General features: G+C 44.9%; 12 protein-coding genes. 6 read left to right on the top strand and 6 right to left on the bottom strand.

Features of this window, described 5'->3' with window-relative positions:
* Window positions 1-169: 169 nt before the first annotated feature.
* Window positions 170-2,080, bottom strand: coding sequence for an AAA family ATPase (locus GC130_RS23790; protein WP_152000869.1), 1,911 nt, complete (start codon window positions 2,078-2,080; stop codon window positions 170-172).
* 489 nt (window positions 2,081-2,569) lie between these two features.
* Between GC130_RS23790 and dnaX the strand changes: the two genes are divergently transcribed.
* The gene (gene dnaX, locus GC130_RS23785) at window positions 2,570-3,688 is read left to right on the top strand and encodes a DNA polymerase III subunit gamma/tau (protein ID WP_152000868.1); all 1,119 of its coding nucleotides are present in this window, start codon (window positions 2,570-2,572) and stop codon (window positions 3,686-3,688) included.
* Between the two features lie 137 nt (window positions 3,689-3,825).
* Complete coding sequence (locus tag GC130_RS23780; RefSeq protein WP_152000867.1) at window positions 3,826-4,254, top strand: hypothetical protein; 429 nt, start codon at window positions 3,826-3,828, stop codon at window positions 4,252-4,254.
* Here GC130_RS23780 and GC130_RS23775 read toward each other — a convergent pair.
* The 3 genes from GC130_RS23775 to GC130_RS23765 form a co-directional block, all read right to left on the bottom strand.
* Entirely contained in the window at window positions 4,251-4,676 is a 426-nt protein-coding gene (locus GC130_RS23775; protein WP_370455845.1) for a response regulator, read from the bottom strand. The two genes, GC130_RS23780 and GC130_RS23775, sit on opposite strands and share 4 nt — an antisense overlap.
* 122 nt (window positions 4,677-4,798) lie before the next feature.
* Window positions 4,799-6,748, bottom strand: a complete 1,950-nt coding sequence (locus GC130_RS23770; RefSeq protein ID WP_152000866.1) for a LysM peptidoglycan-binding domain-containing protein — start codon at window positions 6,746-6,748, stop codon at window positions 4,799-4,801.
* A 155-nt stretch (window positions 6,749-6,903) separates the two neighbouring features.
* Window positions 6,904-7,548 (bottom strand): O-methyltransferase, encoded by a 645-nt coding sequence (locus GC130_RS23765; protein WP_152000865.1) that lies wholly within the window; start codon window positions 7,546-7,548, stop codon window positions 6,904-6,906.
* Between the two features lie 628 nt (window positions 7,549-8,176).
* Here GC130_RS23765 and GC130_RS23760 point away from each other — a divergent pair.
* From GC130_RS23760 to GC130_RS23745, 4 genes are all read left to right on the top strand, one after another.
* Window positions 8,177-11,443: a TonB-dependent receptor gene (locus GC130_RS23760; RefSeq protein ID WP_152000864.1), complete on the top strand. Its 3,267-nt coding sequence runs from the start codon at window positions 8,177-8,179 to the stop codon at window positions 11,441-11,443.
* Window positions 11,444-11,508: 65 nt separating this feature from the next.
* Entirely contained in the window at window positions 11,509-13,248 is a 1,740-nt protein-coding gene (locus tag GC130_RS23755; RefSeq protein WP_152000863.1) for a RagB/SusD family nutrient uptake outer membrane protein, read from the top strand.
* Window positions 13,249-13,445: 197 nt separating this feature from the next.
* Window positions 13,446-16,994: a VCBS repeat-containing protein gene (locus GC130_RS23750; protein WP_152000862.1), complete on the top strand. Its 3,549-nt coding sequence runs from the start codon at window positions 13,446-13,448 to the stop codon at window positions 16,992-16,994.
* A gap of 60 nt (window positions 16,995-17,054) precedes the next feature.
* Entirely contained in the window at window positions 17,055-17,528 is a 474-nt protein-coding gene (locus GC130_RS23745; protein ID WP_152000861.1) for a hypothetical protein, read from the top strand.
* An 11-nt stretch (window positions 17,529-17,539) separates the two neighbouring features.
* Here the strand turns inward: GC130_RS23745 and GC130_RS23740 are convergent, their stop codons facing one another.
* Both GC130_RS23740 and GC130_RS23735 read right to left on the bottom strand, forming a co-directional pair.
* Complete coding sequence (locus tag GC130_RS23740) at window positions 17,540-18,790, bottom strand: pitrilysin family protein (protein WP_152000860.1); 1,251 nt, start codon at window positions 18,788-18,790, stop codon at window positions 17,540-17,542.
* Window positions 18,791-18,994: 204 nt separating this feature from the next.
* Window positions 18,995-19,870, bottom strand: coding sequence for a cytochrome c (locus GC130_RS23735; protein WP_152000859.1), 876 nt, complete (start codon window positions 19,868-19,870; stop codon window positions 18,995-18,997).
* Between the last annotated feature and the right edge of the window lie 47 nt (window positions 19,871-19,917).

The raw sequence follows: 19,917 nt of genomic DNA, 5'->3' as shown, positions 1-19,917 counted from the left end.
GATTTTATGGTTTTTTGAAACGGATGGGGCAGCTTTTGTGGCAGCTGTCCCATTATTTAACATCGCTCCACTGGAGCGATTCTTAACGCTCAGTCCTCTCCGGCGCCACTCCGGGGAGCTGATGGATGGAAAGCGGCAGTGCGCCTGACAGTGGCGGCGTTTACGGGCCTTATCGGCTTGTCCCGGCCTCTCTTATCTCGGTCGGCATATGGGCTAAAATGCATTCTCGAGAGTCTTTGGAGCTTTGCAAAAGTTTAATACAACGTTCTGTGAAATCTGAAATCTTGAAGTGTCGAGACACCACTGGGTGCAGCCCTTTATTATTAAATATAGAAATAACGGACTCATATTCTCCGTTCATTACGATTTTGTCTAAAAGTTCAATGCGTGCCTTATACCACTTGTTTACATCCACTCTTTCAGTAAATTTTTTGAAATTACTCTCTACCTCTTCAAGTCTATTACCTCTTGAGACGTGTGAATCCTTAAAATAGTAATTTATCTTGGTGCTGATATAGTGAGCAGTTTGAGTTTCTTTTAGCTTATTAAACTCTGCTATAATATCATGCTTTATGTTTTGAACTAAATCTTTGTCAACTAATAGCTGAGCAGCCATCAACTTCAAAAACTTCTCGTCTAGGAACAAGTTTTCAACCTCAGCGACTTTGAGTGAAAAGACTTTATCGCTAACCAACTTGACTAACCGTGTTTGATCATGATGATCCGAATCTATGATGCCAAAAGCTCGAGTATTCACGTTTCGCAAGCTGTTAAAAGCCTTTGTATGATTGATCACTTCAAAGCAAGATCCAACTGGCATTACAGTAAATTCAGGTAAAATTATCGACAACACTTTTTCATCAATACTACCCTTTTGGCCTTCACAGAATAGTATATTTTTTCTACTACCAAGCAGTTCAAATAGTAGAGTTTCTGGAATTTCATTTTCAGGAATATCTTCTATTTCCCATCTATCAGGATGACTAAACGACTTTATCCATATTTTTTTTGCTGTGGATCTGCTCGTGGCAAAATCAAGATCGTGCGTTAAATAGATGAAAAGGCAATCCTGCCGCTCTGCTTCAAGCGTATCCCAAAGTTTTTTTAATATAGTCTTATGGAGATACATCTCCGGCTCATCTATGACGATAAACCCATTGGCTGGTGCCTGCAAAACTTGGGCAATGAGATACAGCATAACCTTTTCTCCATCGCTCATTTGAACGGCAGGGTAATCTTTGCCCTCTTGAGGCTTGGCGGTTATGTTCATTCCGTCAGCACAGTCAATAATTCTGTGTTCAATTAAAGTATTCCAAATAGTAAATGTCTTGTCAAGATTGGTCGGGGTTGGTTCCCTGATAGCACCACCCTCCTCTGACAATTCGAATGCTCTTTTCCTGTAAGCAGTGGCAGCTGATATATTATCAGCCAGTAGATTTTTTAATAAAATTGCAAACTCATTTTGTAAGTGGCCAAATTCACCATGGTGCTTGTTGGTTTTATCACGTGCTTGTGAGTCTCTTAGCTCATTTGCGGTATAAGTGGGATTCGATATGGAATCGAAATTGGGTACCAAAAGAATTCTTTGTGCTGAAATAACGACCCCATTGTCTCCGAGGTAGGTTTTAAATAAGTTTGACAAAGTAGTTTTACCGCTGCCATTTGCACCGATAGCTACTATGTGACCACTCAGATACCCAATTTTTTCAAAGAAGGCTAGGTTGAAATTTAATTGTTGAAGTTGAAAAGATATCTGCGCACTAGCTTGTTGAATTAACTTCTTAGCATCATTTTTCCAGTCGTCATCTTGTTGGCGAACGAAACTTGAATCAGGTTGTCCCCTGAATCGAAGCGCACCTTGGATGGAGCTAATATTGGGATGAAACTGGTTGACGTGGTTTATTTTTAGATGCCCGATCGTAAATTTTTCCTCAACAATGCCTGACGCAAATATAGCCTCATCTAAAATCTGAAGCGCTGCTTCGGAGCACCCAACTTCGAAAGCAACCTCTCGCTCGAGATTTAGATCTCTTTTTGCACTGGAAAAAAAATCAATGAAAGGCTTCAGTTCTTCTTTCATAGTTGTATTTGAGTCGCTTGTTATAATTGATTTGACAACATGAACCGCTTGCGATATCCTTTGAATATTTTAAATCAATCTAAAGCATTTCTATGTATCAGAAAAGTGTATTTAAGTGCTATGTGATTTTCTCCAATGGTTTTCGCTCAATTACGTTCTGCTAATAGCTGTATGTCTCGCAAATCTTGCGATTTAATTTTGAGAGGCATTGCTCAAGGCTTTAAAAAGCCTTGTTTTTCTAAACGGTAAAAGTCACATTTCTGTCAGAACAATTGGTCAATTAAGATGCAGAACATGCGGACGGTTATATTCTAAGCTTCATCACAGGCGTAATAAGAGCGATGCTGTTAGTGCAATTTGTTAATTCAGCCAATATTTAAGTGGCTCTAATTGTGGATAACTTTTCTCCTCCTCCCTTATATTAACTCCTCTTTCATTTCATTTAATTTCCGATTCAGGATAAATTGCCTGCTCGATAGAGAGTGCCCCATGGAAAGCTTTGTAGTATCAGCAAGAAAATATCGTCCCCTTGGTTTTGATGAGGTTGTAGGTCAGGAGCATATCACCACCACCCTTAAAAACGCCATCGACCAGAATCATCTGGCCCAGGCATTGCTGTTTTGCGGGCCCAGAGGCGTAGGCAAAACTACCTGCGCCCGTATTGTCGCCCGTATGATCAACGGATTCGACAACGCTAATCCGCTGGCTACTGGCAACAACCTGAACATTTACGAACTTGATGCCGCTTCCAACAACTCGGTCGACGACATCAGGAACCTGATCGATCAGGTGCGGTACCCACCCCAGCAGGGCAACTACAAAGTATATATCATCGATGAGGTGCACATGCTCTCCACCCAGGCCTTCAATGCGTTTTTGAAGACCCTGGAGGAGCCACCGTCTTATGCCATTTTTATTTTGGCTACCACAGAGAAGCACAAAGTGATCCCCACCATCCTTTCCCGTTGTCAGATTTATGATTTCAACCGGATTGAGATTTCGGACATTACGACTCAGTTGCAAAAAATTGCCAAGAATGAAGGGATTGAGGCTGAAGAAGAAGCGCTGCACCTGATCTCGCAGAAAGCAGATGGTGCTCTAAGAGATGCACTTTCCATTTTCGACCTGATTGTCACCTTTTCGTCTGGCAACAAAATCACCTATCAGGACACCATCAAGAACCTCCACATTCTTGACTACGACTATTATTTTAAGGTTGTAGATTTCTTTTTGGAAGAAAACCTGTCAGGCGTACTGCTCATTTTTGATGAAATAATCAGAAGCGGCTTTGATGGGCACAATTTTATCAATGGGCTCAGCGAGCATCTTCGCAATTTGATGGTTTGCAAAGACAAGGAAACGATTTCACTCTTGCAGGTGGCGCAGAGCATCAAAACAAAATATAGCGACCAATCTTCGAAAACCTCTCTTTCTTTCCTGCTCTCGGGGCTGAACATTTTGAGCCAGTGCGACATACAATATAAGGCCAGCAAAAACCAACGCCTTCACGTGGAGCTGGCGCTTATGAAGCTGACGCATTTGAACGCAGCGTTTTCTCTAGCCAGCTTGCCCGCCCCTGAAAATGGGGCAAAAAAAAAAGTGAGCTAACAGCTGAAAAGCCCATCGAAACCAATGGTGTAGTAGGAACAGCTGCACCTCGTCCGGTTGTAACCACCTACAAGAGCGGCACGGAGAAGAAAGAAACCCCGAGCATTTTTCCCGTCAAGGCGGAAAGGAAGGAAGTAGTGCAGGAAGCGAAGCCGGATGACGCCCACGAGGCTGAGGCTGTTAGTCAGCATCCTTCGTCCGATTACACGCTAGACCAACTCGCCGAAGCCTGGCAGAAATTTGCGCTGCAGAAATCAGCGGGCAAAATTTCCGACTCACTGAAGATGATTTTCAAGAAGCCATTGCTGAAGAGAGAGGAGTCGGTGGTTGAAATAGAGCTGTCTACAGACATTGAACGTAAATTTTTGAAAGTAGAGGAAACTGAGCTAGTTCAGTTTTTGAGAAAGGAGCTTTCGAACCCAACTATCACACTGCGGATAACGATTAAAGAGGCAGAATTAAAGCAGAGACTCTATACTGACAAGGAGAAGTTCAACTACCTGGCCGAGAAGCAGCCTTTGCTGCTTAAACTGAAAGAAAAGCTTTATTTAGATACCGATTTTTAGGCCTCTGTGGCGGCCAGCTCCATCAGGGCTTTTTCACTCAATGGCTTGGAAATAAACTGGTGAACAAACCTGTTGTTCAAAAACTGGTTGATGTCCCTTTTGTTGTTGGAACTTGACAATACGACCACTTTGATTTTTTCGTGTAGCTGAGGGGGGAAGTTTTCATACTCATAAAGGAACACGAAGCCATCCACAATGGGCATATTGATATCAAGGAAAATGATGTCGGGTATTTTTTCGGGGTCGTTCTGGTTTTGGTGTAGGTATTCAAGTGCGCTTTTCCCCGTATTTTTTATCAGTATGTTTTCGGAAAAATTGACATGCTCCATTATCTTCTTACTGAGAAAATTGTCTGTGTCATTGTCATCCACCAGCATGACAAGGTTCACTTTCGGGGTATTATTTAGTTCAAATTCTTCCACTTAATAAAAGCTCTGGGCTAAACTGTCAGGTTGTGTGATAAAAAGAAACGAGTAACAAAATGAAAAAGCTGACTGACTGAGATTTTAACTTTAAATTTACGCTGTTAAGGGGAGAAAAAAAATCAATCAGTAACTTTTAGGTTTTCACCAATCGAAAGGACAAAATTTGATTTATCGTTCATTTTCATCAGTTTTTCTATAGCGATATCGTATTTTCTGGCAATGGAATACATCGTTTCGCCGGGTTGCACCACATGCACCGTCACCCTGTTGGCTGGTAGCACCGACGGATTTAAAACCTCCTTTACATCACTGGTGTCTCGCTTGATCAACAGAAGCTCTTGTCCTATCGAAAGTATACTGTTGTCGGAAAGGTCATTCCATTGCTGTAGCTCAGCTTTGGTGACTCCATAGTGCCGGGCAATACCGTACAGGGTTTCACCCTTGTTTACAACATGAATATCCCGGGCGGCTTCGTTGGCAGGAGTCAAAACCCGCTCCTCTTGCTTTTCTTGTTCAACACTTGAGGCATTGAGAACAGGTTCGGGCTCTTTTTGATCTTCGAACGTCAGCTCTTCCGTCGCCAAAGCGGGCTCCTCATCAAAAGGCTCTACGGCCTCTGTCACTTGTATTTCTTCCTCCCGCACCACTACCGCTGGTTCCCTGCGTGGGGGCGGTGCAGGCTCACTTTTGACAATGGCCGGCAAATAGTCTTCACTGTTATCTTTTATCTCTACATCCACTGAAGAGGGTCGTCTTTGCCTGAGCCAAAGCACCCGGCCCACCTCAGGTTTGTCGATGGTAAACATTCTATTTTTTCTTGCCAGTTGATTGAGCTTAATGCCGTACTCCTGCGAGACCTCCCAGAGCGTTTCTCCTTGCCTAACGGTATGATAGTAAATGTTAGACCTCCAATGTTTGTTTTTCAGGTAATAGACCTGCCCTTCTTCAAGGGCCTGGTTTGGACGCAAGTCATTGAACTTCTCAAGCTTTGTCACGTCCACCCCCGATTTGGCCGCCAGCGTTTTCAGGTCATCACGTTTTGTAGCGATAATGGCCGGAATCCCATTTATTTCCACTATGAATGAAGCAATACGACTGTCGATGGTTTTTTTCAAATCAGGGTACTTTTCCTGAATCAAGATGGCATTTTCGTCCGGCGCCACTATTTCCTCGCTATCGGCAGAAGGTGAGGCTGCCGGGCTTTGCTTTTGCTCATTTTTGGCAATGAGATCCACTTTATCGCCTTTTTGCACAGGAATGATCACCGAGTATTCCTTTTCACTGGGTACCGGGCCTCTCTTTAACCATTTGTTGTATTGAAATACCAGTGCCTCGTCTGCCTTCAGCTCTTTCGATATTTTGTCAAGCGGCTTGTCCGCTCCCTTCGTATATTCTCTCAACTCCAGGCCCGATGAAGGACGTCCGCCCAATTCGTCCTGAAAGGCGATCATGTGAGCCAGAAAAGTCTTAAAATACCAGTGTGTGTCCTTATCAATGGTCATCTTGTCGGCGCCGAAATTGGATTTGTTCACGTGCTTTTCAGCGCCGGTCTTCCCTGTATTGTGTGCTATCACCGAGTAAACCCAGTTATTAAAGAAGAAGTTATGCCGCTTAATGTACTTACAGGCTCCTCTGGTAGAGGAAACAATATTGAGCCGTTCGTCCACATACTTGTCGATGCGTAGGCCCACTTCCCGGCCTGCTGGCTCTTTGAACATCCAGAACCCAACCGCATTGGAAGAAGAAACCGCATCAGAAACCAGGCCGCTCTCCTGTATCACCAGGTATTTAATATCGTCGGGCAGGTTTTCTTCCTTCATTACTCTTTCGATAATGGGGAAGTACAGCAACACCAAATCAAGCCTTAAGCGGAAGTATCTGTCGGAAGCCCTCAGGGCGTCTACTTGCTGCTGGATATCAGACCGTGCTGCATCTGTAATTTTGAGCTTCATGCCAGCAAAGTCCATTTGAGATGGAACCCTTGGTGCGGCGGTATCGGCCAGCCCATCAATTGCCGGGAAGAAGATAATAATTAGGAGAAGGAATCGAAAATGGCACTTTGCCAGCATACACCAGTTGGGAAATATTCGAAACAAAGTTACAAATGAATAGCCAATTCCAAAGTAAGCTACTAGTATTCAGGTAGTTATCGTCAAACATCGAAGTATATCTTGCTGGACTCCAACTCATTACATTGCCCACAGCAAAGTAATAGTTAAAGCAACTATATCTTCCTGAGCATCATAAGGCCATCTCTGATTGGAAGCAATACGTTTTGCACCCGGGGATCGTCGGCCACTTTTTTGTTAAATGCCAGAATAGTGAGCGTATCGGGGTCATCCTTTTTTCTGTTCTTCTCCAGTACTTTGCCGCTCCAGAGCACGTTGTCGGCCATTATGTATCCGCCTGGCTTCACTTTGTCAATCACCAGGTCAAAGTAGTTAGTATAGTTTGCTTTGTCAGCATCAATGAATACAAGGTCAAAAGTCGCATCCAGTTTTGGAACCTCTACCATGGCATCACCAATAATATACTTGATTTGCTCTCCGTATGGCGAATCGCCTATGAATCTCCTTACAATGCTTTCAAGCTCCCCATTAATATCTATGGTGGTCAGCTTTCCATTTTGCTGTAGCCCCTCGGCAAGGCAAATGGCCGAATAGCCGGTGTAGGTACCAATTTCAAGAATTGATGTGGGTTTGATCATGTGTGAAAACATTGAGAGCACCCGGCCCTGGAAGTGCCCCGAAAGCATTCGTGGCCTGAGCACATTAAGATGTGTATGCCTGTTCAATCTTCCGAGCAGCTCTGGCTCGGGTTCAGTGTGCCCTTCAATATAGCGGAAGAGGTCAGCATCTATGAAATCCATAATACGGCTGTAAAATATTTGCTAGCGTAACAATTAATTCAAAAGTAGGCTTTCGAGATCGTTTTACATGATTTTTTCAATAATAGCGAGGGAGTTGGTTGCTCGTTTTAACAATGGAACTCAAGCCTTGAATAATTCACATTTTCATTGCCAAATAGTTATGTGAGATTTTTTTGGGAATATCGGAAAAGTATAAAATCTGTTTTATATTGATCCCCGAAATAAATCTGGGAGCGGATTTAAGGAATAATTAGTCGAAAACGGTTACGCAAACGATTTAAACGGATTTCCCGCAATCGATTGCAGTCAAATTTTCTTGGGAAAACTTGACACGTTAACAAATAATTTCTTTAAATTCGACAATTGCTCAGAACAATACCTACTTAAATTATTTGTTTTATGGTTCTTAGTTACAAGTGCCCCAAACGCTGTGCGCCATTTCCGAGTGCACCTTCTGCGACAGTTCCAGGCGCAAGCTTTTCCATTTCACTTTCAGTACCTCTTTGTTCGTAACTGACTATTGGTTTGTTCAGATGCAGTAGAATGTATCTGAGCTGAAATGGCTTGCCCGAATTCAACGATGCCTTTTTCAAACAATTATATACAACTTCACTTAAACTACATTTTTATGAAAAAAGGATTACTGAAGTACATTTTTCCTTTGATCTGCCTGGCTCTGCTAGCAGTGGCTCCTGATGCCTCTGCACAGAACAGACAAGTAACAGGAAAGATAACAGATTCCGAAACTGGGGAAGGTTTCCCTGGTGTGAGCGTATTGGAAGTAGGAACTTCCAATGGTACAGTGACTGACCTTAACGGAAACTATTCCCTTTCGGTTGGCTCTGGTGCGAGACTTTCTTTCTCCTTCATTGGGTACGTTACCCAGGAAGTGGAAGTAGGGTCAAGAAGTGTGATTGATGTTCCTCTTGCGCTCGACGTAAAGCAGCTTCAGGAACTGGTAATCACTGGTTACACAGTTGATAACCGCCGTGAAACTTCCGGTTCTATCTCAACTGTAAAGCCGAAAGACATCGCAGTTATCCCAACGGGTAACGTAGAGCAGTCATTGGCTGGTCGTATTGCCGGTGTAAACGTAATTACCAATGGTCAGCCTGGTTCAACCAGCCAGATCAGGGTAAGGGGTTTCGGCGCATTCGGTGGTAACGCTCCTCTTTACGTAGTAGACGGTGTTCCTGTAGGAGACACCAACTTCCTTAGCCCTGATGACATCGAGTCAACTACGGTTTTGAAAGATGCGGCTGCTGCTTCTATCTATGGTGCAAGAGCGGCTAATGGTGTAATTGTATACACTACCAAGAAAGGCTCTAAGACAGCTAAGAAGATCAGTATTGATTACAACAGCATGTTTGGTATGACATTTCCTGGAAAGGGAATTGAAATGATGAACCCTGCTGACTTTGCTGAGTGGACATGGAATGCTGAGCGCAACCAGGCACGCATTGAAAGCCGTGAGCCAGTTTTCAGCCATCCTCAGTTTGGTACTGGTTCTTCACCAGTATTGCCTGATTTCTTGAGCGTTGGTGGTGAGTCTGGCCGTATAGGCACCTATACCGCCGCAGAAGCTGCAATGTACAATGTGGATCCCGCTGCGGGTTCTGTTTATCAGATCACAAGAGCGGCTACTGGCGCAGGAACTGACTGGTATGATGCCATTACAAGAGTAGCGCCACTTCAAAGACAAACTTTGGGATTGCATGGTGGTACCGACAGAAGCCGTTTCTACTTCTCTTTGAGTGCACAGGATCAGGCTGGTATCGTAACGTACAACCAATTCAAAAGATATTCCTTCAGGGCTAACTCTGAGTTTGACCTGCTTCCTAATCTGCGTTTTGGTGAAAACATGCAGTTCACTTATCGTTCGGTGCTTGCTCAGCAAGGAAATGAAGGCGGACAAGGCGTAGCGGATGATGAAAACGATATCCTTTCAGCTTTCCGTATGCCAACCATCATCCCTGTATATGACGAGTTCGGCGGCTATGCTGGTACTGCTTCTAAAGGTTTCAACAACCCACGTAACCCTGTAGCAACAAGAGACGGTCAGAAAAACAACAGAGGCTTCAATGGAAGCGGCTTTGGTAACGTCTATCTTGAGTACGATCCGATTCCAGGCTTGACACTGAGAACCAACGTAGGTGGTCAGTATGGAGCAGGTTATAGCTGGGGCTATGGCCGTCGTCAGTATGAGAACTCTGAGAACAACTCAGCATTTAGCTACAGTGAAAGTGCTAACTGGGGTTTTCAGTGGAACTTTACCAACACGGCAAACTATAAGAAGACATTCGGTGTACACAATATAGACCTCTTGGTAGGTCAGGAAGCATTGAACACTGGCAGATCTCGTGGTATGAGCGCTGACGGTTTGAATCCATTTTCTCAGGATCCAGATTTCGTGACGATTTCCACACTAGGATCAAGGAACCCACCCAATAGTTACTATGACAAGGGGGTTAACTTCTCTTCTTATTTTGGTAGAGCGAATTATATCCTGAACGATAAGTATATCTTTAGTGCGGTGATTCGCCGTGATGGTTCTTCCCGCTTTGGTGCTGAAAACAGGTACGGTGTATTCCCTGCCTTTTCTGCAGCCTGGAGGCTTTCCTCTGAAAGCTTCATGTCATCACTTACCTTTATTGATGATTTGAAAATCAGAGGTGGTTACGGCACTATGGGTAACTCCAATAACGTGAACCCTAACAACCAGTACAGTTTGTATGCAACTACAATCGCCAACTCTTCTTATGATATTGCTGGATCTAACGGTAATGCAGCTGGTTTCTACAGAAGTAGAATTGGTAACGCTGCTGCCAAGTGGGAGACTTCCGTTACGCAAAACATTGGTATCGACGGTACATTGTTCGATGGCAAGTTGGACGTAATTGTTGACTTCTGGAGAAAAGACACCAAAGACCTTTTGTTCAACCTACCAGTACCACTTCCTTTAGGCGTTTATGCGGCTGCACCATCGGTTAACATTGGCGAAATGAGGAACCAGGGTATCGACTTGCAGTTGATCAACAGAGGCAACCTTACTTCAGACCTTACTTATGAAGTGAATGTGACAGGATCTCTTCTTAAGAATGAGATCGTGAAACTGGATGGTGACCTTCTGTTCTTTACTGATGGTACAACTACCTATAGAGGAATTGCTCCAATCCGTAACCCTGTTGGTTACACCTTGTCAAGCTTCTGGGGGTATGAGGTTGAAAGTTTGTGGCAGTCAGCTGCTGAAGTTACTTCAGCCAATTCACTTGACGGAGATGGAAGTACTGAATTTCAGGCTGGAGCAGCTCCAGGCCACTTCCGTTACAGAGATTTGGATGGTGATGGAAAAATCACAGAGGATGATAGAAAATTCCTGGGTAGTCCTGTTGCTCCGTTCACAGGAGGTCTTACTTTCTCTCTTGGATACAAAAACTTTGACCTTGCTGCCTATTTCTACACTTCTATAGGTAACGAGATTTGGAACCAGTCACGTTGGTTCACTGATTTCTATCCATCATTTGCAGGTGCAGCCATTGCTGAACGTGTAAAGGATAGCTGGAGCCCTACCAATACAGGTAGCAATCAGCCAGTGTTTGACAAGTCTTCAAACTTTAGCACCAACACTCAAGCCAATTCTTACTATGTAGAGAATGGATCGTACTTAAGATTGCAGAACATCACTCTAGGTTACAAAATGCCGGCTGACTTGTTGTCAAGGTTGAAAATGACTCAGTTGAGAGTGTTCGTTTCTGCTAACAACCTGATGACTATTACAGGGTATGAGGGACTTGATCCATCAGTTGGTGGTAACGCTGATATCAACTTTGGTGTTGATGTAGGAAACTATCCTATCACAAAGGGATTCACGGGCGGTATTCAACTCGGCTTCTAAAAACAATTTGATTAAACGATCAATTTAATATTGATGTTTTTGAAAAATATAAAAGAATGATGACCATGAAAAAAAACATAATAAAAGGAGCCGCAGGCCTGTTTGTTGCCTTAACGGTTCTGGTGATCGGTTGTAAGGACGAGTTTCTTGAAATTGCCCCTACGGGAACACTTTCAAGGGCTCAGCTTACTTCTGCCAAAGGCATAGATGGGTCTTTGATAGCTGCTTATTCACAGGTGAATGGCAGAAACCGTAGGATGGGGTCTGCTTCCAATTGGGTTTGGGGCAGCATCCGTGGTGGGGAACACAACAAGGGCACTGACCCTGGTGATTTCTCTGACATCAACCCAATTCAGCGGTATGAGTACCTTCCTACTCAGGGAGTAATCAATGAAGCATACACATCATGGTACGAAGGTGTGGCCAGATGCAACAATGTCATGGCGCTTCTTGCGGATGCTGACGAGGGGGTTTCTGATGAGTTCAAAACTAGTGTAGAGGCGCAGGCTCGGTTCTTGAGAGCTCATTTCTACTTTCAGTTGAAAATTAACTTTGATGACACACCCTACATTGATGAAACAATCGATTATGGTACCGGTATCGATGAAGTTGGAAATGATCAGAATCTTTATCCCAAGATTGTGGCTGACATGCAATTTGCTTACGATAACCTACCGGAAACGCAAGATCAGGCAGGTCGTGTAAACAAAACTGCCGCTGCTGCTTATTTGGGTAAAATCAACTTGTTTCAGAATAACCACGCAGCTGCTTTGGCTTTGTTCAATGAGGTAATTACAAGCGGTAAAACCAGCAATGGTAAAACTGTAGGTTTGGTGGCGTCGTTTCCAGATATCTTCAAAGCTGAAAATGACAATCACGAAGAGTCAATTTGGGCGTATCAGTCAGCTGCCAACACTGGTAGTGTGAACAATGCCAACCCTGAGTTTGACCTTAACTGGCCTTACAATACGGGTGCAAATGGTCCTGGCAACTGTTGTGGTTTTTTTGCTCCTACTTTCGAGCTAGCCAATCACTACAGAACTGACGCAATCGGTCTTCCCTTGTTCGACAGAGCATTTAATAGCCCTGCCAATGAGGTGAAAACTGATCAGGGCCTACAGTCTGATGAAGCATTTACTGAAGACGCAGGCAATCTTGATCCTAGAATTGACTTCACCATTGGTCGCCGTGGTATTCCTTACCTTGACTGGCAGGAGCACCCTGGGTTTGACTGGATTCGTAACCAGGCCAACGCTGGCCCTTACTCTCCTAAGAAGTATGTCTACTACAAGACAGACGTAGGAACATACCAGGACAACAGTTCATGGACACCAGGCTATGCTGCAATGAACATCAATATCATTCGTTTTGCTGACGTGCTGCTGATGGCTGCCGAGTGCGAAATTGAGGTAGGTAGCCTTGAAAAAGCACGTGAGTATGTGAACATGGTAAGAGAGAGAGCTGCGAACGACGCCTCTTGGGTGACTGAGTATGACGGTTCAGGCTTTGCTGCCAATTATGTAATTGGCACCTATGACACACCATGGACAGATAAGACTGCTGCAGAGAAGGCTGTGAGAATGGAGCGTAAGCTGGAACTTGCCGGCGAAGGACAAAGGTTCTATGACCTTGTTCGCTGGGGAATTGCAGCTCAAGACCTAAACGCATATCTCGCCTACGAAAGCAAAATCCTTATCAATGCTATGGGCGGAGCTTCGTTTGATCCTAAAGACGTTCTGCTTCCTCTTCCTCAGGGTCAAATTGACCTGATGAATGGTGTGCTTGTGCAGAATGACGGATACTAATTCGCATTAAATAATTTGAATAGATGAAAAGAGGTGGCGGTTATCGTCACCTCTTTTTTTTTGCAACCATTTCAAAGTGGTCTTTATTCTTAGCCAGCCATATTTTTTGTTCTCTTTTCACGCCTAAGTAACCGTTAAAAAATTACTCAAAATGACATTTAGCCCTAAATTTGCAATCAAGTAAAAAGTTCATCGATATGTTTAGAGCGCTTACAGTTATTGGTCTGACTTCTTTTCTTTTGGCCTCATGTGATACCCAGCCTGATACACTCTTCCGGGAGCTACAGGCAACCCATACCGGCATCGACTTTTCCAACACGATCATAGAATCGGACACCTTTAATATCCTCACCAACGAGTACATCTACAACGGGGGTGGAGTGGGGGCCGGCGACTTTAATAACGACGGTCTGACAGACCTTTTTTTTACAGGCAACCAAACCAGCAACAAGCTCTTCATTAACAAGGGAGGTCTGGCGTTCGATGATGTTTCTGCCGAAGCGGGAATAGGAGCGCCGGACAAGTGGAGCCAGGGCATCGCTTTAGTGGATATAAATGCCGACGGTTGGTTGGATATCTATGTGTGCGCCACCATGTACGGCGATTCTTTGAGGAGAGAGAACATGTTGTTTGTGAACCAGGGAGGCTCGCCGGGTGGCGTCCCTACTTTCAAAGAAATGGCCAGACAATATGGTGTTAACGACAATGGCTGGAGCACAAACGCTGCTTTTTTGGACTATGACAAAGACGGAGACCTTGACCTATACGTGCTTACCAATGTGCAAAGCGGGCGAATTCCAACCAACTACAGGCCCAAAATAGTGGACGGAACAGCACCGAACACTGACAGGTTCTACAAGAACAACGGCGATGGCACCTTTTCAATAGCCAACAAGGAAGCGGGCATCCTTTACGAGGGATTTGGCCTCGGGATAGCCATTGCCGATGTCAACAATGACTCGTGGCCTGATATTTATGTGTCAAACGACTTTTTGAGCAACGACCTGCTCTACATCAACAATGGCGATGGCACATTTACCAATAAGCTGGGTGAATATGTTAGGCACTCAAGCCAGTTTTCTATGGGCAATGACATTGCTGATATCAACAACGATGGTTGGGTCGACATAGTAACGCTCGATATGCTGCCAGAGACCAACTTTCGCAAGAAGACGACGATAGGAAAGAATGTTTATCAGGTATATGTGAACAATGAAAAGTTCGACTATGAGTACCAGCATGTGCGCAATATGTTGCAGCTCAATAATGGCGCAGGCATTCCTTTCAGCGAGATAGGATTCATGTCGGAAATATTTGAGACAGACTGGAGCTGGTCGCCATTGCTTGCTGATGTGGACAACGACGGCGACAGAGATCTTTTGATTACCAATGGCTTTCCCAAAGACATTACCGACAAGGATTTTGCGAGCTACCGGGCGGATGTAGGTAACATCGCAGGGCCGGATATGTTGGTCGATTCCATCCCGGTTGTAAAGATTTCAAACTTCGCTTTTGAGAACAATGGAGACCTGACCTTCTCCGATGCAACGAGAAAATGGGGGCTTTATAAACCCACTTTCTCCAATGGTGCAGCGTTTGCCGACCTGGACAATGACGGAGACCTTGATTACGTTGTAAACACCATTGACGACGTGGCCCTGGTGTACGAAAATACATTGAACAGCAAAGCCAATACGAAGCAGGATTCGATTCACTTTCTGCGAGTCAAACTTAAGGGCAATAAAGAGAATCAAGCAGGACTTGGCACGAAGATTACTTTAAAGTATGGCAATGGACAAATGCAATATCATGACCATTCAGTCTATAGAGGCTTTCTGTCTTCTGTAGAAGATATTGCTCATTTTGGGATGGGGAAAACGACGTCGGTCGACTCGGTTGTCGTCGATTGGTACGATGGCAAGTCCAGCGTCCTCACTAACGTGGCGGTCGACCAGGTGCTGACGGTAGATTACTCATCAGCTTCTGCAGGAGACAATCTTGCCAGGGAGATGCCCGCCTTAGGCGGTAAACCAACGGTACTTGCCGACGTGACAAAATCGCTACAGGTGGCTTTTACCCATGAAGAAGAAGATAAAATAGATTTTAACCTTCAAAGAACCCTGCCTCACAAGTTTACTCAATACGGGCCAGCAATAGCTGTAGGCGACATCAACGGGGATGGGCTTGAAGACTTTATTTCAGGTGGCTCAGCGAATCAGGGCATTCAGTTTTTTCTTCAAAAGCCAGACGGTTCGTTTCAGGAGAAGATTGGCGTCGAAAAGAAAGGGGTGGAGCAAAACGAGTACATGGGCCTTCTGCTATTTGACATCGATATTGATGGAGACCTCGATTTATATGCTGTTTCAGGTGGGGGTGAGTACGTATTCCCGTCTGACAAGTATGCCGATCACCTCTACTTGAACGACGGAAGAGGCAATTTCAAGCTGCAAGTAGACGGAGTTTCTTCGAAGCTTCAGTTCAGTGGGTCGATTGCCCGGGCAGCCGATTTTGACAAAGACGGTGACCTGGATGTTTTTGTTGGTGGCCGGGTAGTGCCGGCATCGTATCCTTATCCTTCTCAAAGCGTGCTTTTGGAGAATCAGGGCGGGCGTCTTGTTGATATTACGGCATCGAAGGCGCCTTTTCTTGCTGACGCAGGTATGATAACAGACATGCTCTGGACCGACTACAATGCGGACGGCCTGGTGGATATGGTGTTGGTTGGTGAGTTTATGCCAATCACTTTTGTGAAAAACGAGGATGGTGCCTACAAAGTTGATCTGAGCACAGGGCTTCTTGAGAAAAAGGGTTGGTGGAACAGTATTGTGTCCGGCGACTTTGACAAAGACGGTGATACCGACTATGTGGCGGGTAACCTTGGGGAAAACAACTACTACCGGGCAACAGCAGAGCAACCTTTGAGGGCTTATGCCAAAGACTTTGATGGCAATGCCAGCGTTGACTTGATTATGAGCTGCTACTTTAAAACTGACAATGGGGAGATGAAAGAGTTTCCTCTCCATTTCTGGGATGAGATGAACTCGCAGAGCCCCATGTTCCGCAAAATGTTCTCCAGGTACAAGCAATTTGGTAAAATCACCATGGCTGAGCTGTTTACGAAACAGCAGTTGGAAGGAGCCCTGATATTGGAGGCGAACTACATGAAATCAAGCTATATTGAAAACCTGGGCAATGGCACTTTCAAAATGACGGCGCTACCTATCCGGGCGCAGATAGCCCCTATCAATGGCATGGTAGCAACCGATGTCAATAGCGACGGTCATCTGGATGTGCTGATGGTTGGCAATGACTATGGCAACGAGGTATTTCCTGGTCGATACGACGCACTAACTGGGCTGCTGCTATTTGGAGACGGTAAGGGCAATTTCTCGCCAGTACTTTCAGCTAAGAGCGGCTTCTTAGTAGAGGGCGATGCTAAATCACTTGTGCGACTGAGCTCTGTTGCGGGCAACGATATTTTTGTTGCCAGTCAAAACCGGGGAGACCTGAAGGTATTTGGCTTGCCGAATGACGCATTCAAAGGCACAGTTGTAAAAACGAACCCAACTGACTTTTATGCTTTACTGAAGCATAGCGGTGGACAAACTGAGAGGGTCGAATTGACTTATGGATCAGGGTTTCTGTCGCAGTCTTCACGGACTATCAGGGTGCCTGAAGGGGTAACGCAAGTTGAAATATTTGATTTCAACGGCGATTCCAGGGTTGTTTCATCACCTAATCAATAAATACCGCTCAATGGGCATAATAATTGCATTGAATTGGTGATTCAATTCAATGCAATTATTATGAAAACTATACTAACTGCTCTGTTTCTTGTTTCATTTGCTATTTCAGCTTTCGCTCAGGGCGGACTAGCCTTTTTTTCCAGCGGAAGAGAGATAGCAGTAAGCACCAATTTCGAGAGGAAGATTTGGGGAGAATTTCGGTTAAGCACCAAGCCCTACTACACACTTTTTGAGGATGCTCGGGTAGCCGAGTATAAAGGAATACCTCAGGTGATAGGAAATGCTAACATCATGCACAACGATCAGGTAGCGTTATCCCTGGGTCTTGGACTCGGCTATAGTCCCTGGGAAGGCGGCGAAGGTGGGCTTGGGTTCGTTACTATTCCTTTGGGCATACGGACAGCTCCATTTAAGAATGCTCCTAATTTTTACCTGCTTGGGGAATTTTCGCCAAAAATTGTGCCTGATGGGGAGTGGTACTATGTGATACCGGCCGTGAGCTGGGGTATGAGGTATCAATTTCTCAAAGAGTAGGATAGTTGTTGCTAGTGGTTGACTTTGCCATTTTCTGGCACAAACACCAGTGTGCTCATGTCATCGTCAACCAGCATTTCATTGGCAAGTTCTATGATATGCTCCCTGGTGATCTTTCGAATGTCCTGAAACACATTTTCCAAACTGGGAACAGAGCCCATATCCAGCAGACTTTTGGCCATCATCAGCATCATGCTGCCATTGTTTTCTTCGCTCATGGCCAGTTGCCCCATGAGCTGCTCCCTGGCTTTGTGAAATTGTACCTCTCCGAGTTTTCTTTCTCTCAGCATGGCAAACTCTTTTTGGATCAGCTGGAAGCTTCTGGAAATATGCCTGGGGTCAGTGCCGAAGAATACTGAGAACAACCCTGTGTCGACATAAGGGTTATAGCTGGCGTCAATGGAATACACGTAGCCATACTTTTCTCTGAGCGACATATTCAGTCGGGAATTCATCCCGGGCCCTCCCAGAATATTGGCCAGCATGAAAAAGGGAATTCTTCGTTCGTCGGCTATTTTGTAGGCAGGTCGGCCTATGGCACATTGAGCCTGTGTGATGGGCTTCACTTCTGATAGAGACGATGGGCGATAAGGGCCAAACAACTTCCGCTGCTTAGAAGAACTAAAAGTTGGCGAGTCGTTGAGGTGTTTTCGCACCAGCCGTTCTATTTTCTTCAAAGAAAAATTGCCTACCGTGGAAACGACCATTCTTTCAGAGTCGAGGTTTTCTTCTAAAAACCTTCTGAAATCATTTTGACTGAACCCTCCGACGGTTTCCTGAGTGCCGAGTATATTGTGTCCCAGCGGGTGCTTTGCAAAAACAACCTCGTCAAAATCATCCATGATGGCGTCTTCCGGATTGTCTTTATACATCGACATTTCCTCCAGGATCACATTTCGTTCTTTTTCGATTTGCTTTTCGGGAAAGGTGGAGTTGAAAGTGATATCGGTAAGAAGCTCGAGCGCCTTTTCCAGGTGAAGGTCGAGGACGCTGGCATAAAAGCAAATCTTTTCTTTGGTGGTGTAGGCATTGAGCTCTCCTCCGAGAGAGTCGAGTCGGTTAAGGATGTGGAACGACTTCCTTTTTTTGGTGCCCTTAAAAGCCATATGCTCCCAGAAGTGGGCGATGCCGAGTTGGTCGGGCGACTCATCTCTGCTCCCAACGTCCAGCATGATGCCAACGTGAGCGATTTTTGTTGAAGCTACCTGCTTGTGGATTAATCTAATACCGTTAGGTAAAGTAATAAGGTCGAATTCAGCCATTTACATTTGTCAGCCTGCAAAACTAATGTTTTTCTCTTTATGAAGGTTAACGGTATCAACAATGCCGATGGAGTTATAATGCGTTTTATGAAAGAAAGTTCAAAAAAAATGGCCAGGAAGTTTCCTGGCCAAAAAAATTGCCGGTTCACACTACGCAAACATGCTCATTGATTTCCGACGTACAGACAAAAAAATGACGTTCTCTTATATTGATTTGAGATAAGCATAAATGGCTTTTAGCTCTGTTTCTGTATACTTTGAGGTAATGGGCCAGGGCATTTCTTTTGGATCAAGAGTTCTTCCTTCTGGAGTAATTCCGGTTCTTAGGGTATTCATGAACTGCTCTTCTGTCATTTGACCAGCTCTGCCTGTGGAGGTGATATCAGCAACAGGGGGCAATCCGGGAGCGATTGGTCCTCCCCCTTTGAGGTTCTCTCTGTGGCATCCGGTGCATACAGCTACCAGATACTTGCCAAAAGCAGCCGATACATTTTCCTCTACTTCTTTGGGCCAGCCCATGTTATGATCGATCATGTCGACGGGCAGCAACGGGACCTTATCAAAATGGGTGAGTATTCTTCCAAGAAAGCGGATGTCGTGTGTTGGCAGGTCGCTATCTACAGGTGGAATTGTCTGGAGGTATGACAAAATAGCGACTATGTCCGCTTTGCTAAGCTGAACGATTTCGTGCGATGGCATAAACAATAAAGGTTTGCCCTCCTTGTTTACTGCGTGCCTAAGCGCTTTGAGCCAATCAGCTACGCCGTAGTCCGACGGGCGACCGCCTTTACCGGATGTGAGGTTCGAGGAAACGATTCTCCCAAGTAATGGGTCGTCAATAAACACCTTGCCAGCCAAATCGGGTCCATGGCAATCGTCGCATGCTTTGATCGCCACCAGGTGGGCTCCTCTGGATAGTACAGCGGAGTCTGTAGACAGTGTAACAGGATCTTCCCGAAACGAATACTTTTTATTGAACCTCGCCTCGGTGCTCAAATAGATGTAAGCGTAAGCGATTATCAACAGCGAAAAAATGCAGGCCAGAACAATACCGACCCATTTAAATGTTTTCTTTAGCATAAAAAATTTGTTGTGACTAGGCGGTTAACGGGCAAACCTTTGCCATG

The sequence above is a fragment of the Imperialibacter sp. EC-SDR9 genome, assembly GCF_902498805.1.
In the GTDB taxonomy this organism is placed as follows: Bacteria; Bacteroidota; Bacteroidia; order Cytophagales; family Cyclobacteriaceae; genus Imperialibacter.
This window is presented reverse-complemented; position numbering and strand designations above follow the sequence as displayed.